Source organism: Streptomyces sp. NPDC058620 (assembly GCF_042717135.1).
GTDB lineage: Bacteria > Actinomycetota > Actinomycetes > Streptomycetales > Streptomycetaceae > Streptomyces.
The window spans coordinates 190,766-205,665 of the sequence record NZ_JBHXQO010000008.1 but is presented as its reverse complement, the minus strand read 5'-3'; the positions used below and the strand labels follow the sequence as shown (position 1 = coordinate 205,665).

At 68.1% G+C, this 14,900-nt stretch carries 15 protein-coding genes; 1 reads left to right on the top strand and 14 read right to left on the bottom strand.

What is annotated here, in order from left to right; all coding sequences use genetic code 11:
- Nucleotides 1-115: 115 nt before the first annotated feature.
- Nucleotides 116-1,993, top strand: coding sequence for a glycosyl hydrolase family 18 protein (locus tag ACFWSK_RS11760; RefSeq protein WP_383783710.1), 1,878 nt, complete (start codon nt 116-118; stop codon nt 1,991-1,993).
- A 110-nt stretch (nt 1,994-2,103) separates the two neighbouring features.
- On the opposite strand, the gene ACFWSK_RS11755 is transcribed toward ACFWSK_RS11760, so the two are convergent.
- From ACFWSK_RS11755 to ACFWSK_RS11690, 14 genes are all read right to left on the bottom strand, one after another.
- The gene (locus ACFWSK_RS11755) at nt 2,104-2,550 is read right to left on the bottom strand and encodes a DUF2550 domain-containing protein (RefSeq protein ID WP_383783709.1); all 447 of its coding nucleotides are present in this window, start codon (nt 2,548-2,550) and stop codon (nt 2,104-2,106) included.
- Nucleotides 2,551-2,683: 133 nt separating this feature from the next.
- The gene (locus ACFWSK_RS11750) at nt 2,684-3,058 is read right to left on the bottom strand and encodes a F0F1 ATP synthase subunit epsilon (protein WP_383783708.1); all 375 of its coding nucleotides are present in this window, start codon (nt 3,056-3,058) and stop codon (nt 2,684-2,686) included.
- A 109-nt stretch (nt 3,059-3,167) separates the two neighbouring features.
- On the bottom strand, nt 3,168-4,610 hold the full coding sequence (atpD, locus tag ACFWSK_RS11745) for a F0F1 ATP synthase subunit beta (RefSeq protein ID WP_362835161.1): 1,443 nt from the start codon (nt 4,608-4,610) through the stop codon (nt 3,168-3,170).
- Entirely contained in the window at nt 4,610-5,551 is a 942-nt protein-coding gene (locus ACFWSK_RS11740) for a F0F1 ATP synthase subunit gamma (protein ID WP_383783707.1), read from the bottom strand. Before ACFWSK_RS11740 ends, atpD begins: the two co-directional genes overlap by 1 nt.
- A 3-nt stretch (nt 5,552-5,554) precedes the next feature.
- Complete coding sequence (atpA, locus tag ACFWSK_RS11735) at nt 5,555-7,126, bottom strand: F0F1 ATP synthase subunit alpha (RefSeq protein WP_383783706.1); 1,572 nt, start codon at nt 7,124-7,126, stop codon at nt 5,555-5,557.
- A gap of 143 nt (nt 7,127-7,269) precedes the next feature.
- Entirely contained in the window at nt 7,270-8,085 is an 816-nt protein-coding gene (locus ACFWSK_RS11730) for a F0F1 ATP synthase subunit delta (protein ID WP_383783705.1), read from the bottom strand.
- Nucleotides 8,082-8,627, bottom strand: coding sequence for a F0F1 ATP synthase subunit B (locus ACFWSK_RS11725; RefSeq protein ID WP_383783704.1), 546 nt, complete (start codon nt 8,625-8,627; stop codon nt 8,082-8,084). The genes ACFWSK_RS11730 and ACFWSK_RS11725 overlap by 4 nt, the downstream gene beginning before the upstream one ends.
- 44 nt (nt 8,628-8,671) lie before the next feature.
- Nucleotides 8,672-8,911 carry a F0F1 ATP synthase subunit C gene (locus ACFWSK_RS11720; RefSeq protein WP_383783703.1) on the bottom strand — a complete coding sequence of 80 codons (240 nt, stop codon included), beginning with the start codon at nt 8,909-8,911 and terminating at the stop codon, nt 8,672-8,674.
- Nucleotides 8,912-8,983: 72 nt separating this feature from the next.
- Nucleotides 8,984-9,820 carry a F0F1 ATP synthase subunit A gene (gene atpB, locus ACFWSK_RS11715; protein ID WP_383783734.1) on the bottom strand — a complete coding sequence of 279 codons (837 nt, stop codon included), beginning with the start codon at nt 9,818-9,820 and terminating at the stop codon, nt 8,984-8,986.
- A 210-nt stretch (nt 9,821-10,030) separates the two neighbouring features.
- Nucleotides 10,031-10,468, bottom strand: a complete 438-nt coding sequence (locus tag ACFWSK_RS11710; protein ID WP_383783702.1) for a hypothetical protein — start codon at nt 10,466-10,468, stop codon at nt 10,031-10,033.
- Nucleotides 10,469-10,730: 262 nt separating this feature from the next.
- Nucleotides 10,731-12,095: an MraY family glycosyltransferase gene (locus ACFWSK_RS11705; protein WP_383783701.1), complete on the bottom strand. Its 1,365-nt coding sequence runs from the start codon at nt 12,093-12,095 to the stop codon at nt 10,731-10,733.
- An 84-nt stretch (nt 12,096-12,179) separates the two neighbouring features.
- A complete protein-coding gene (gene glyA / locus ACFWSK_RS11700) occupies nt 12,180-13,460 on the bottom strand; it encodes a serine hydroxymethyltransferase (protein ID WP_383783700.1) in 1,281 nt (426 codons plus the stop codon).
- A 123-nt stretch (nt 13,461-13,583) separates the two neighbouring features.
- Entirely contained in the window at nt 13,584-14,225 is a 642-nt protein-coding gene (locus ACFWSK_RS11695; RefSeq protein WP_383783699.1) for a protein-tyrosine-phosphatase, read from the bottom strand.
- The gene (locus ACFWSK_RS11690) at nt 14,222-14,869 is read right to left on the bottom strand and encodes an L-threonylcarbamoyladenylate synthase (protein WP_383783698.1); all 648 of its coding nucleotides are present in this window, start codon (nt 14,867-14,869) and stop codon (nt 14,222-14,224) included. The genes ACFWSK_RS11695 and ACFWSK_RS11690 overlap by 4 nt, the downstream gene beginning before the upstream one ends.
- Nucleotides 14,870-14,900: the final 31 nt, after the last annotated feature.

Here is a 14,900-nt window from a genome sequence, read left to right as displayed (position 1 = left end):
TAATCTCACCGAACACACTGCGGTGAGTACGCCATGACAAGGCGCACTCCGGGCGGCGCAGGGCTTGCAGTCCACGGACCACCCCCGTTAGTCGTACCTCACCCGAGGAGCACCGTTGAGCACTGAGACCCCCCCACGCCGGGCCGGATTCAGACAGAGACTCAGTACCGGCACCACCCTCCGTTCCAAGGCCGTAGCGGGCGTCACCGCTCTGCTTCTGCCGCTCGCGGCGATGGTGGGCCTGGCCAGCCCCGCCGAGGCCGCCACATCGGCGACCGCCACCTACGTCAAGAAGTCCGACTGGGGCACCGGCTTCGAAGGCCAGTGGACGGTGAAGAACACCGGCACCACCGCGCTCTCCTCCTGGACGATCGAGTGGGACTTCCCCTCCGGCACCGCGGTCGGCTCCGCCTGGGACGCCACCGTCACCGGTTCCGGCAACCACTGGACCGCCAAGAACCTCAGCTGGAACGGCTCCGTCGCCCCCGGCGCCAGCATCAGCTTCGGCTTCAACGGAACAGGCTCCGGCTCCCCCAGCGGCTGCAAGCTGAACGGCGCCTCCTGTGACGGCGGCAGCGTCCCCGGCGACAACGCCCCCTCCGCGCCGGGCACCCCCACCGCGAGCCTGATCACCGACACCTCGGCGAAGCTCACCTGGACCGCGGCGACCGACGACAAGGGCATCAAGAACTACGACGTCCTGCGCGGCGGCGCCAAGGTCGCCACGGTGACCGGTACGACGTACACGGACACCGCCCTCACCGCGGGCACCGACTACTCGTACACCGTGCAGGCCCGCGACACCGCGGACCAGACCGGCCCGGTCAGCGGCTCCGTCGCGGTCCGCACCACCGGTGGCGGCACCACGCCCCCGCCCGGTGACAAGATCAACCTCGGCTACTTCACCAACTGGGGCACCTACGGGCGCAACTACCACGTGAAGAACCTGGTCACCTCGGGCTCCGCCTCGAAGATCACGCACATCAACTACGCCTTCGGCAACGTCCAGGGCGGCAAGTGCACCATCGGTGACGCCTACGCCGACTACGACAAGGCGTACACGGCCGACCAGTCGGTCGACGGTGTCGCGGACACCTGGGACCAGCCGCTGCGCGGCAACTTCAACCAGCTGCGCAAGCTCAAGGCGAAGTACCCGAACATCAAGGTCCTCTGGTCCTTCGGCGGCTGGACCTGGTCCGGCGGCTTCGGTGCCGCGGCCCAGAACCCGGCCGCGTTCGCCCAGTCCTGCCACGACCTGGTCGAGGACCCCCGCTGGGCCGATGTCTTCGACGGCATCGACATCGACTGGGAGTACCCCAACGCCTGCGGTCTCACCTGTGACACCAGCGGCCCGGCCGCACTGAAGAACCTCGCCTCCGCGCTGCGCACCAAGTTCGGCGCGAACAACCTCGTCACCGCCGCCATCACCGCGGACGGCTCCGACGGCGGCAAGATCGACGCCGCCGACTACGCGGGCGCCGCGCAGTCCATGGACTGGTACAACGTGATGACGTACGACTTCTTCGGCGCCTGGGCGGCCAAGGGCCCGACGGCCCCGCACTCGCCGCTCACCTCGTACACCGGCATCCCGCAGGCCGGCTTCACCGCCGCCGACGCGATCGCCAAGCTCAAGGCCAAGGGCGTCCCCGCCAAGAAGCTGCTGCTCGGCATCGGCTTCTACGGACGCGGCTGGACCGGAGTCACCCAGTCCGCCCCGGGCGGCACGGCGACCGGAGCGGCCCAGGGAACGTACGAAGCGGGCATCGAGGACTACAAGGTCCTCAAGAACAGCTGCCCGGCCACCGGCACCATCGCCGGCACCGCCTACGCCCACTGCGGCACCAACTGGTGGAGCTATGACACCCCGGCCACCGTCGTCTCGAAGATGACGTGGGCGAAGAACCAGGGCCTCGGTGGCGCCTTCTTCTGGGAGTTCAGCGGTGACACCGCCAACGGCGAACTGGTGAGCGCGATCAACAGCGGTCTCCGGTAATCCCCACGCCGTAGCACCACCGCACGACCCGCACAGCCCCGGAAATACGACCGGGGAGACAGGTCCGCCCCCTGTCTCCCCGGTTTTCCGCTGTCCGCGTGGGGGCCCTCTCAGGCCACGTTCACCCGCTGGCCGGGCGGCGCCGCCTCCAGCCAGGCGAGGAAGCCGGTAAGGGCGTCCTCGCTCATCGCCAGCTCAAGGCGGGTCCCGCGGTGGAGACAGCCGAGCACGACGGAGTCGGACAGGAGTGCGAGCTCTTCCTCGCCTTCGGGCAGCCGGCGGGCGACCACCTCGATCGAGGCGCGCTCCAGGGCCCGCCGCGGACGGGGATCGTAGGAGAAGATCCGGAACCAGTCGACCCGGTCACCGCTGTAGCGGGCCACGCCGTACACCCAGCCCTTGCCGGTGGGGTCGGGTTCCTTGGAGACGTCCCAGCGCAGACTGCAGTCGAAGGTACCGCCGGAGCGCTGGATCAGCCGGCGGCGCAGGCCGAACACGAACAGACCCAACAGGACCAGTACGACGACCAGACCGCCAACCCACAGAGCGAGGACCATCTCCACCGACCTCCTCGCATCGTCGATTACGGATATCCGGGCCGAACTGCATCTGCATTGCCTCAGCCGCGGCACGGTCTGGAGAATTCCAGATCGGGCCGCGGCTGAGTAAAAACATCTGTCGGCGGGGGTGCTAGCGCACCGCCACCGCACGCAGTCGCACATCGGCGCGCCGCTCGGCGGCGGCGTCCGTGTCCGACTTCGCGCGCTCCAGCGCACGCTCGGCGCGCTGGACATCGATCTCGTCCGCCAGCTCGGCGATCTCCGCCAGCAGCGACAGCTTGTCGTCCGCGAACGAGATGAATCCACCGTGCACAGCGGCGACGACGGTGTCGCCCCCACTGGTACGGATAGTCACCGGGCCCGATTCCAGCACACCGAGAAGCGGCTGGTGACCGGGCATGACGCCGATGTCGCCGGACGTGGTACGCGCGACGACCAGGGTGGCCTCGCCGGACCAGACACTGCGGTCCGCGGCGACCAGCTCGACATGCAGCTCAGCAGCCAAGGGTGGCTCCTCGGGTCACCACCCGGCGGTCGAGCCGGGTGTTGGGTCAATTCTACGGGGCGTGGTGAGGGGGGCGGGACACGCCCACCCCCCTCGGTGAGCCGAAGGCTCAGGAGACGCCGAGCTCCTTGGCGTTGGCCTTGAGGTCCTCAATGCCACCACACATGAAGAACGCCTGCTCCGGGAAGTGGTCGTACTCACCGTCGCAGATCGAGTTGAACGCGGCGATCGACTCGTCGAGCGGCACGTCCGAACCGTCCAGGCCGGTGAACTGCTTGGCGGCGTGGGTGTTCTGCGACAGGAAGCGCTCGACGCGACGGGCACGGTGGACAACGAGCTTGTCCTCTTCGCCCAGCTCGTCGATACCGAGGATCGCGATGATGTCCTGGAGGTCCTTGTACTTCTGCAGGATTCCCTTGACACGGGTAGCCGTGTCGTAGTGGTCCTGCGTGATGTAGCGCGGGTCCAGGATGCGGGACGTGGAGTCCAGCGGGTCCACGGCCGGGTAGATGCCCTTCTCGGAGATCGGACGGGAAAGAACCGTCGTCGCGTCGAGGTGGGCGAACGTGGTGGCCGGGGCCGGGTCGGTCAGGTCGTCCGCGGGGACGTAGATCGCCTGCATCGAGGTGATCGAGTGACCACGCGTCGAGGTGATGCGCTCCTGGAGCACACCCATCTCGTCGGCCAGGGTCGGCTGGTAACCCACCGCGGACGGCATACGGCCGAGCAGCGTGGAGACCTCGGAACCGGCCTGCGTGAAGCGGAAGATGTTGTCGATGAAGAGCAGCACGTCCTGCTTCTGCACATCGCGGAAGTACTCCGCCATGGTCAGGGCGGACAGGGCCACGCGAAGACGCGTGCCCGGCGGCTCGTCCATCTGACCGAAGACCAGTGCGGTCTTCTCCAGAACGCCCGAGTCCGTCATCTCGTCGATGAGGTCGTTGCCCTCACGGGTGCGCTCACCGACGCCGGCGAACACCGACACACCGTCGTGCAGCTTCGCCACACGCATGATCATTTCCTGGATGAGGACCGTCTTGCCGACGCCCGCACCACCGAACAGACCGATCTTGCCGCCCTTGACGTACGGGGTCAGCAGGTCGACGACCTTCAGGCCGGTCTCGAACATCTCGGTCTTGGACTCGAGCTGGTCGAAGGCCGGGGCCTTGCGGTGGATCGGCCAGCGCTCGGTGATCTGAGCTTCGGCCTCCGGCTCGTTCAGGATCTGACCGAGGGTGTTGAACACCTTGCCCTTGGTGATGTCACCGACCGGCACCATGATGCCCTTGCCCGTGTCGGTCACCGGGGCCTGGCGGACCAGACCGTCGGTGGGCTGCATCGAGATCGCACGGACCACGCCGTCACCCAGGTGCTGGGCGACTTCGAGGGTCAGCGTCTTGCGAGCGCCGTCCTCGGCCGGGTCGTCGACCTCGACGTGCAGGGCGTTGTAGATCTCCGGCATCGCGTCGACGGGGAACTCCACGTCGACGACCGGGCCGATGACCCGGGCGACGCGGCCCGTGGCAGCGGCCGTCTCAACAGTGGTCGTCATTACTTGTCACTCCCCGCGGTCGCGTCGGCCAGAGCACTGGCACCGCCGACGATCTCGCTGATTTCCTGGGTGATTTCGGCCTGGCGGGCCGCGTTGGCAAGCCGGGAGAGGCTCTTGATGAGATCCCCGGCGTTGTCGGTCGCCGACTTCATCGCGCGGCGGCGGGCAGCGTGCTCGGAAGCAGCGGCCTGCAGCAGTGCGTTGTAGATACGGCTCTCGACGTAGCGCGGCAGGAGGGCGTCGAGGACGTCCTCCGCCGACGGCTCGAAGTCGAACAGCGGAAGGATCTCGCCCTTCTTACCGCTCTCCTCCGCACCCGCGGCGGTAGCCGCTGATGTCACAGCGTCGAGCGAGAGGGGCAGCATCCGGTTGTCCACCGGGTTCTGCGTCATCATCGACACGAACTCGGTGAAGACGATGTGCAGTTCGTCGACGCCGCCCTCGGCCGAGTCCTTCTGGATGGCCTCGATCAGGGGCGCGGCGACGTTCTTGGCATCCCCGTACGCCGGGCTGTCGGTGAAGCCGGTCCACGACTCCGCGACCTTGCGCTCGCGGAAGCCGTAGTAGGCGACACCCTTGCGGCCGACGATGTACGTGTCGACCTCCTTGCCCTCACCTGCGAGCCGCTCCCGGAGCCGCTCCGCCGCCTTGATGGCGTTGGAGGAGTAGCCGCCGGCCAGACCGCGGTCGCTCGTGATGAGCAGGACCGCGGCACGGACCGGGGACTCGGCTTCGGTGGTGAGCGGGTGCTTGGTGGAGGAACCCGTCGCCACCGCGGTCACCGCACGGTTCAGCTCGGTCGCGTACGGCATCGAAGCCTGCACCTTGCGCTGCGCCTTGACGATGCGCGAGGCGGCGATCATCTCCATCGCCTTGGTGATCTTCTTGGTCGCGGTGACGGCTTGGATGCGGCGCTTGTAAACGCGAAGCTGAGCGCCCATCGATCAGCCCTCGCCCAGAAGCTTGCCGTCCGAGGTCTCGAACTGCTGCTTGAAGGTGGCGATCGCGTCAGCGATCGACTGCAGCGTGTCGTCGGACATCTTGCCGCCCTCGGCGATGCTGGTCAGGAGGTCCTTGCGCTCGCGGCGCAGGTACTCCAGCAGCTCGCTCTCGAAGCGACGGATGTCCTCGACCGGGACGTCGTCCATCTTGCCGGTGGTGCCGGCCCAGACGGAGACGACCTGCTCCTCGACGGGGAACGGGGCGTACTGCGGCTGCTTCAGCAGCTCGACCATGCGCTTACCGCGCTCCAGCGAAGCCTTGGAGGCCGCGTCCAGGTCGGAACCGAAGGCGGCGAACGCCTCCAGCTCGCGGTACTGGGCGAGGTCCACACGAAGACGGCCGGAGACCTGCTTCATGGCCTTGTGCTGGGCGGAGCCACCGACTCGGGAGACCGAGATACCGACGTTGAGCGCCGGACGCTGACCCGCGTTGAACAGGTCGGACTCCAGGAAGCACTGGCCGTCGGTGATGGAGATGACGTTGGTCGGAATGAACGCCGACACGTCGTTCGCCTTGGTCTCGACGATCGGGAGACCCGTCATCGAGCCCTTGCCCATCTCGTCGGAGAGCTTGGCGCAACGCTCCAGCAGACGCGAGTGCAAGTAGAAGACGTCGCCCGGGTACGCCTCACGGCCCGGCGGGCGGCGCAGCAGCAGCGACACGGCGCGGTAGGCGTCGGCCTGCTTCGACAGGTCGTCGAAGATGATCAGGACGTGCTTGCCGGCGTACATCCAGTGCTGGCCGATGGCCGAACCGGTGTACGGCGCCAGGTACTTGAAGCCGGCCGGGTCGGACGCCGGGGCGGCGACGATGGTCGTGTACTCGAGCGCGCCGGCCTCTTCGAGGGCACCGCGCACCGAGGCGATGGTGGACCCCTTCTGACCGATGGCGACGTAGATGCAGCGCACCTGCTTGTTCACGTCGCCCGAGCGCCAGTTGTCGCGCTGGTTGATGATCGTGTCGACGGCCAGAGCGGTCTTACCCGTCTGACGGTCGCCAATGATCAGCTGACGCTGGCCGCGGCCGATCGGCACCATGGCGTCGACGGCCTTGTAGCCGGTCTGCATGGGCTCGTGCACCGACTTGCGGACCATGACGCCAGGGGCCTGCAGCTCGAGGGCGCGCCGGCTTTCGGTCGCGATCTCGCCGAGACCGTCGATCGGGTTGCCGAGCGGGTCGACGACGCGGCCGAGGTAACCCTCGCCGACGCCGACGGAGAGCACCTCACCGGTGCGCTGCACCGGCTGGCCCTCTTCGATTCCGCTGAACTCGCCGAGGACGATCGCACCGATCTCGCGCTCCTCGAGGTTGAGGGCGAGACCGAGGGTTCCGTCCTCGAACTTCAGCAGCTCGTTCGCCATGGCGGAGGGCAGACCCTCCACCTTCGCGATGCCGTCGCCGGCAACGCTGACCGTACCGACCTCCTCGCGCGAGGCCGCGTCCGGCTTGTACGACTGGACAAAGTTCTCCAGTGCGTCCCGGATCTCCTCCGGCCGGATCGTGAGCTCCGCCATCTGGGTTCCCTGCTCTCCTTGTTGGGCCCGAAGTTTCTTAAGGGGGTCTGGGGGCGACCCCCAGGAATCTTCTGCAATTTCTGCACGGCCCAACCGGGCCGCTGTTCTTGCTCGTTCAGGTGGTACTTGTGCGCTGCGCGCTGTCAGCCGGCCATCCGGCGGGTGGCCTCTTCGAGGCGCTCCGCGATCGTGCCGTTGATGACCTCGTCACCGACGCGCACCGAGATCCCGCCGAGGACCGTGGGGTCCACGTCCAGGTTCAGGTGCATCTGCCGGCCGTAGATCTTCGCCAGGGCGGCGCCGAGGCGCTGCTTCTGCCGATCGGACAGCGGTACCGCCGAGGTGACGACGGCGACCATGCGGTCCCGGCGCTCCGCGGCGAGCTTGGACAGGGAGTCGAGTCCCGCCTCCAGGCTACGTCCACGGGGCTGGGTCACGAGGCGCGTGACGACTCGCTCGGTGACGGGCTGCGCCTTGCCACCGAGCAGGCTGCGGAGCAGCTCGCTCTTGGCGGCGGTGGGCGCGGTCCGGCTGGTCAGGGCGGAACGCAGTCCCTTGTCGGAACCGACGATCCGGCCGAACCGGAAGAGCTCGTCCTCGACGTCGTCGAGTGCACCCGCGCGCTGGGCCGCGGTGAGGTCTGCGGTGTTCGCCAGCTCCTCGACCGAGTCGACCAGGTCACGCGACTGCGACCAGCGGGAACGGACCATGCCGGAGACCAGGTCCACGGCTTCGCCGCCCACCTGACCGCTCAGCAGCCGCCCGGCCAGCTCGGCCTTCGCCTCGCCGCCCTGCGACGGGTCGGTGAGGACCCGGCGCAGCGATACCTCGCGGTGGAGCAGCGCGGTGACGGCTGCCAGCTCCTCTGCGAGCTTCGCCGCGTCGACCGACGTGTTGTCGGTCAGTGCGTCGAGACGCTCACGTGCGGCAGCCAGCGCCTCGCGGCTCGCTCCGTTCATCGGACGGCCTCGGCCTTCGCCTCGAGTTCATCGAGGAAACGGTCGACGGTGCCGCTCTGCCGGGCGTGGTCCTCGAGGGACTCGCCGACGAGCTTGCCGGCCAGGGCGGTGGCGAGCGTGCCCACGTCCTGACGCAGCGCGGAGGCCGCGGCCTTGCGGTCGGCCTCGATCTGGGCGTGGCCGGCGGCGACGATCTCTTCGCGCTGCCGCTGACCTTCCGCCCTCATCTCCTGGATGATGACGACGCCCTGCTCCTGCGCCTCCTGGCGCATGCGAGCGGCTTCGTGGCGGGCCTCGGCGAGCTGAGCCTTGTACTGCTCAAGAACGCTCTGGGCCTCGGTCTGGGCCGCATCGGCCTTTTCGATACCGCCTTCGATGGCCTCGCGACGCTCGTCCAGAACCTTGTTGATGTTCGGGAGGAGCTTCTTGGCGAGGAAGCCGAAGACGATGAGGAAGGCGATGAGGCCGATGACGAGCTCTGGAATCGGCGGGATGAGGGGATTTTCCATCTCCTCAGCCGCGACCGTAAGCAGCTGGCTCACATCAGTGCCTTTCGTCTCGGTTGCTGTTCGTCCGGCCTGAAAAATCAGGAGCCGTAGACGAACGGCATAACCAGACCGATGAGGGCGAGCGCCTCACAGAAGGCGAAGCCGAGGATCTGGTTGGCGCGGATGAGGCCGGCAGCCTCGGGCTGGCGGGCGAGGGCCTGGGTGCCGTTACCGAAGATGATGCCGACGCCGACGCCGGGACCGATCGCAGCGAGGCCGTAACCGATGGAGCCGAGAGCCTTCAGGTCGCCAGAGACAGCGGCGAGGGTCTGGGACATGCCAGTCTTCCTTCTCTTTCAAGGACCGGTGGGGGTTGGCCACCGGACGAATAAGGGTCGGGTGCGCGATGCTCAGTGGTGCTTGGCGAGCGCGCCCTGGATGAAGGTGCAGGTCAGGAGTACGAAGACGTACGCCTGAAGCGCCTGGACAAAGAGCTCGAACGCGGTCATCACGATGACCATCACGAACGAGACGCCTGCGTAGGCGATACCGATGCCGTTGAGCAGGTACCAGCTGGCGATCGTGAACAGCAGCAGCAGGGTGTGACCGGCGAACATGTTCGCGAACAGTCGCACCGCGTGCGTGAACGGCCGGACCAGCAGGTTCGAGAAGAACTCGATCGTCATGGCCAGCGGCAGCACCGCGCCCAGCGACTTGTCGTATCCGGTGATGTTCTTGAAGCCGCCGACGAAACCGTGGCGCTTGAAGGTCAGGCTGACCCACAGCACGTAGACGATCAGTGCCAGCACGATCGGGTACGCGATGATCGACGTCACCGGGAACTGGGCGACCGGAATGATCGACCAGAGGTTCATCATCCAGACGAAGAAGAACAGCGAGACGACGAGGGGGACGTACTTCTCACCCTCGCGCTTGCCGATCGTCTCGTAGACGATGCCGCGGCGGATGAAGTCGTAACCCATCTCCGCGATCGACTGCAGCTTGCCGGGGACCATCTTGGGCTTGCGGAAAGCCGCCCAGAAGAAGCCGACGATGATGATCGAGCCGAGGAGCGCCAGCAGCATCGGCTTGTTGAAGTACAAGTTGCTGTCCGGGTCACCCCACAGCGGCTCGAACAGGAACGAGTGCAAGCCGGGTGCCGGGAAACCACAACCGTCGAAGATGTGGCAATCGGTCTCGAAGGCGAGCACCTGTGTCGGGTCAGCACTCACCGCGGGCTCCTTCAGCGTGGCGCATAGGTACGGCAACCTCGTTGTGTCGGCGCGGCGCGCAGCCGCGGTTCGGCACTGGACTGGTGTTACGGATGTGTGAGCGGCAGTCAGGCATTGAGCCTCGCGATCGAGCAGGCGTCAGCTCACATGCCCGCGCCCGCAGTGCCGCAGTTGGAACCGGACGATAGCAGGGTCCCGAACCTGTGCTTATTCCGCCCCTACCCTTCACGTCGAAGACCCCGTGTTCTTGGGCTTGTCACCCTTGTCGGAGTCGGGTTCGACGTAAAGGATCTTGGCCTTCATGTGCGCACGCGCCTGTGCGCCGATCCACGCGAGAGTCGTCGCGACCAGCGTGATCGCGAAGGCCTTCGGGTTGAACACCTCGGTGTTCTTGAACGCGGCGACGAAGATGAACAGCAGCAGGAGCTGTGCCGTGTACAGCATCAGCCCCATCGCCTGGAACAGGTGCGGGAGGGACCTGGCGGTCCGTTGCAGAACGACCAGCCCGATCCCCATGAAGAGGATCACCACCAGCGTCGCAACGACCGCACCCAGGGCTCCCTTGCCGCCGGCGACCACACCGCTGATCGCGGCGGCGACAGCGCCGACGGCAGCGGTGGGTACGGCGGTCTGGAGGAGAGTCCGGACGTCGTTGGACGGCATGGCGGCAACTCCGCTTTGCAGGGGGTGGGCAGTGGTGTCGTCATGGACGAGCGTAGGCCCGGCGCGAGTCGATGCTCAGCCAATGGACCCTCTTACCAAGGTCCTTCGGCTCTATCACCGGGTCTCGTGAACGGTATCACAAACTATTTGATGAGGTCTTTACCTGAAAAGTGTGCCAACTGTCACACATGAGAGTGACCCTGCGCGTTTGCGCGGGACATACCAACGCATTGCGGGGTAATGGGCATTGGCGTCCGAAACGTCAACGCGATGAGTCAGCCCTGCGCCGCTCGTGCGTACGCGCGCGGGAGCCGATCGCCGTCGCCCCGTTGACGCCCGAGACCCCGACGGCCACCGGGGTCCGCTCAGGGGCCTCCGGCGCCATGTGCGGGTCACCCGGGCCCTGTTGCCCGTACCCGACCACCCGTTCCGACCTGGCGGCGTGCCTGCGGCGCCGGTAGCGGGGCGGTACGAACGAGTCGGCCCAGTCCGGGGTGCGGGGCGTGAAGCGGGGCATCAGCAGCAGGATCAGACCCACCGCGCTCGCCCCCATGATCGTGAGCACGATCCACATGGACGCCGAGTGGACCGAGTACCCGACCGCACCGAAGGCGATCAGCGCGGACCAGAAGTACATGATCATGACGGCCCGGCTGTGCGAGTGGCCGATCTCCAGCAGCCGGTGGTGCAGGTGCCCGCGGTCGGCGGCGAACGGCGACTGACCGTTCCAGGTGCGGCGCACGATCGCCAGCACCAGGTCGGCGGCCGGGATCGCGATGATCGTCAGCGGCAGGAGCAGCGGGATGAAGACAGGCAGCATCGCGTGGGTCGCCTGCCGCTCGCTGCCCTCGAACAGCTTCATCGTGTCCGGGTCCACCTGTCCGGTGACGGAGATCGCGCCCGCGGCGAGCACCAGACCGATCAGCATCGATCCGGAGTCGCCCATGAAGATCCGCGCCGGGTGCATGTTGTGCGGCAGGAAGCCGAGGCACATGCCCATCAGGATCGCCGCGAAGAGCGTCGCGGGGGCGGCCGCCTCGATCCCGTACCCGTACCAGAGCCGGTAGGTGTAGAGGAAGAACGCCGCGGACGCGATGCACACCATGCCGGCCGCCAGGCCGTCCAGGCCGTCCACGAAGTTGACCGCGTTGATGGTGATGACGACCAGCGCGACCGTGAGCAGCGTGCCCTGCCACTGGGTGAGGGCGACCGTGCCCACGCCGGGGATCGGCAGCCACAGGACGGTGAGGCCCTGGATGACCATGACGGCGGCGGCGATCATCTGCCCGCCGAGCTTGATCAGCGCGTCGAGTTCGAACTTGTCGTCCAGGACGCCGATCAGCCAGATCAGCGCGGCGCCGGAGAGCAACGCCCTTGGCTCGTTGGAGAGTTCGAAGACATCCGTGAGGTTGTCCAGATGGGCGGCGACGATCAGCCCCGCACACAGTCCGCCGAACATGGCGATGCCACCGAGCCGCGGTGTCGGTTCTCGGTGTACGTCACGCGCACGGATCGCGGGCATGGCCCCGATCGCGATGGCGAACTTACGCACCGGCCCGGTCAGCAGATAAGTAACTGCGGCCGTGACACAGAGCGTCAGCAGGTAATCACGCACGGGCTGCCCCACAGAAATCGCCGGCCATCTCAGCCCCACACCCTAGCCTCAAGAACAAGGACTCCACGGTACGGGAGACGGTTGCACCCGCTTCGACTACCCCGGATAGGGCGGATTCCTCACCGTGAGTTCCCGCACGTCCGCCAGCAGATGGCCGGCGTCGCCGGTCTCCCGGACCGCCGCACCGAAGAGCACCGCGATCCGCGCCATGTCGGCTTCGTCCATGCCCTGAGTGGTGACGGCGGCCGTGCCCAGCCTGATGCCCCGGGCGTCGCCGTAGGGCAGGGCGCAGGTGTCCAGGACCATGCCCGCAGCCGCCAGCCGCTCGCGGGCGGTGCGTGCGTCGACTCCCAGAGGGGCCGGGTCCGCGACGATCAGATGGGTGTCGGTGCCCTCGGTGGTGACGTCGAAGCCCTCGGCCTCAAGACCGGCCGCGAGCACCCGCGCATGGGCGACCACCTGGTGGGCGTACAGCGCGAACGCCGGGGTCGCCGCCTCGCCGAAGGCGACCGCCTTCGCCGCGACCGTGTGCATCTGGGCACCGCCCTGGGTGAACGGGAACACCGCGCGGTCGATCCGCTCCGCCAGTTCCGGGCCGCACAGGATCATGCCGCCGCGCGGCCCCCGCAGCACCTTGTGCGTGGTCGCGCAGACCACGTCCGCGTACGGCACGGGGCTGGGCGCCGCTCCCCCGGCGATCAGGCCCATCGGATGGGCGGCGTCGGCGATCAGATAGGCGCCGGCCTCGTCGGCGATGTCGCGGAACAGCTCGTAGTCGGGGTGCCGCGGGTACGAGATGGAACCGCACACGATCGCCTTGGGGCGCCGTGCCCTGGCCAGGGCGCGGACCTGCGTGTAATCGATCAGACCGCTGTCGGGTTCCACGCCGTAGCCGACGAACTCGAACCAGCGGCCTGAGAAGTTGCCGGGTGAGCCATGGGTGAGATGTCCCCCGTACGGGAGTCCCATGGCCAGGACGGTGTCGCCCGGTCGCAGCAGGGCGGCGTAGGCCGCGAGGACGGCCGAGGAACCGGAGTGCGGCTGTACGTTGGCGTGCTCGGCGCCGAAGAGCGCCGTCGCCCGCTGGATCGCGATGCGTTCGGCGGCGTCGGCCTGCTCGCAGCCGCCGTGGTGACGGGCACCGGGGTAGCCCTCGGCGTACTTGTTGGCGAGCGGGGAGCCGAGCGCGGCGAGGACCGCGGGCGAGGTGAAGTTCTCGGCGGCGATCAGCTGGAGGGTGTCCGCCTGCCGGTTCGCCTCCCCGAGCAGCACGTCGGCGATCTCCGGGTCGTTCCGGAGCAGGGCGCCGAAGTCCTGCGGGAGGGCTGTGCGCGAGCGGGACGCGGGTGCGGGTGCGGCTGGAGTGGTGACCGGCATGTGACGGCTCCGGGCCTGGGGAGGGGTGGGCTCTCAAACCAATGTAGGCCCGTGCGTGGACCACTGCCCGCTGCCGGACGGCCCGCTACGCCGGTCGGCCTCACGGCCGGTGCGCCATAGGGATCAGTGCGGGGTCTGTACGCCTGTCAGCGCGGTGACGACGGGATCGAGGGCCTGGTTGATCTCGTCGCCGACGGAGCGGAAGAACGTGATCGGGGCGCCGTACGGGTCGTACACCTCGTCCGCCTCGACCGTGGGGGCCAGCAGCCAGCCGCGCAGGGCCGCCGCGGCGCGCACCAGGGCGCGGGCACGCTCGACGACGCCCTCGTCGCGCGGGTCCGGGAGCGTGGCGGGGTCTATGGCCCGGACGAGCCGGGTGAACTCCTTGAGCGTGAACGTCCGCAGCCCGGCCGAGTGGCCCATGGAGATCACCTGGGCCCGGTGGTCGCGGGTGGCGGTGAGCACGAGGTCGGCGCGGATCACGTGCTCGTCGAGCAGTTCGCGGCCGACGAAGCCGGTGGCGTCCGCGCCGAAGTCGGCGAGGACGATCTCGGCGTTGGCCTCCATGGGGGCGCCTTCGTGCCCCCAGGTGCCCGCGCTCTCCACGATCAGGCCGCCACTGAGCGGATCGCCGAGGCGGTCCACCAGGGCATGACGGGTCAGCCGCTCGGTGATCGGCGAGCGGCAGACATTGCCGGTGCTGACGTGGAGGATGCGGAAAGTGTCGGTCTGCCCCGCTATGCCACGCCCCTCAGGGGCGGTCAATTGGCCACCTCGAGGTCTGGTACCACCTTGCGCAGCTCCTCTACGGAGAGCGCGCCGGCGCGCAGCAGAACCGGGATCGCGCCCGTGACGTCGACGATCGAGGACGGCACGATGCCGGGCGTCGGACCGCCGTCGAGGTAGACGGAGACGGAGTCGCCCAGCATCTCCTGGGCGGCGTCGCAGTCCTCCGGCGAGGGGTGTCCCGTGAGGTTGGCACTGGAGACGGCCATCGGGCCGACCTCGGTGAGCAGCTCGATGGCCACCGGGTGCAGGGGCATCCGGATGGCGACGGTGCCCCGGGTGTCGCCGAGGTCCCACTGGAGCGAGGGCTGGTGCTTGGCGACGAGGGTGAGCGCGCCGGGCCAGAACGCGTCGACGAGCTCCCACGCCTGCTCGGAGAAGTCCGTGACCAGGCCGTGCAGGGTGTTCGGGGAGCCGATCAGCACGGGTGTCGGCATGTTGCGGCCGCGGCCCTTGGCGTCGAGCAGATCGCTGACGCCCTCGGAGCTGAAGGCGTCCGCACCGATCCCGTACACGGTGTCGGTGGGCAGCACGACCAGTTCGCCGCGGCGGACGGCGGACGCGGCCTCACGCAGGCCGGTCGTACGGTCGGTCGCGTCGTTGCAGTCGTATCGCCGTGCCATCAGCCGGCCTCCTCAAGCATGTACGGGTATG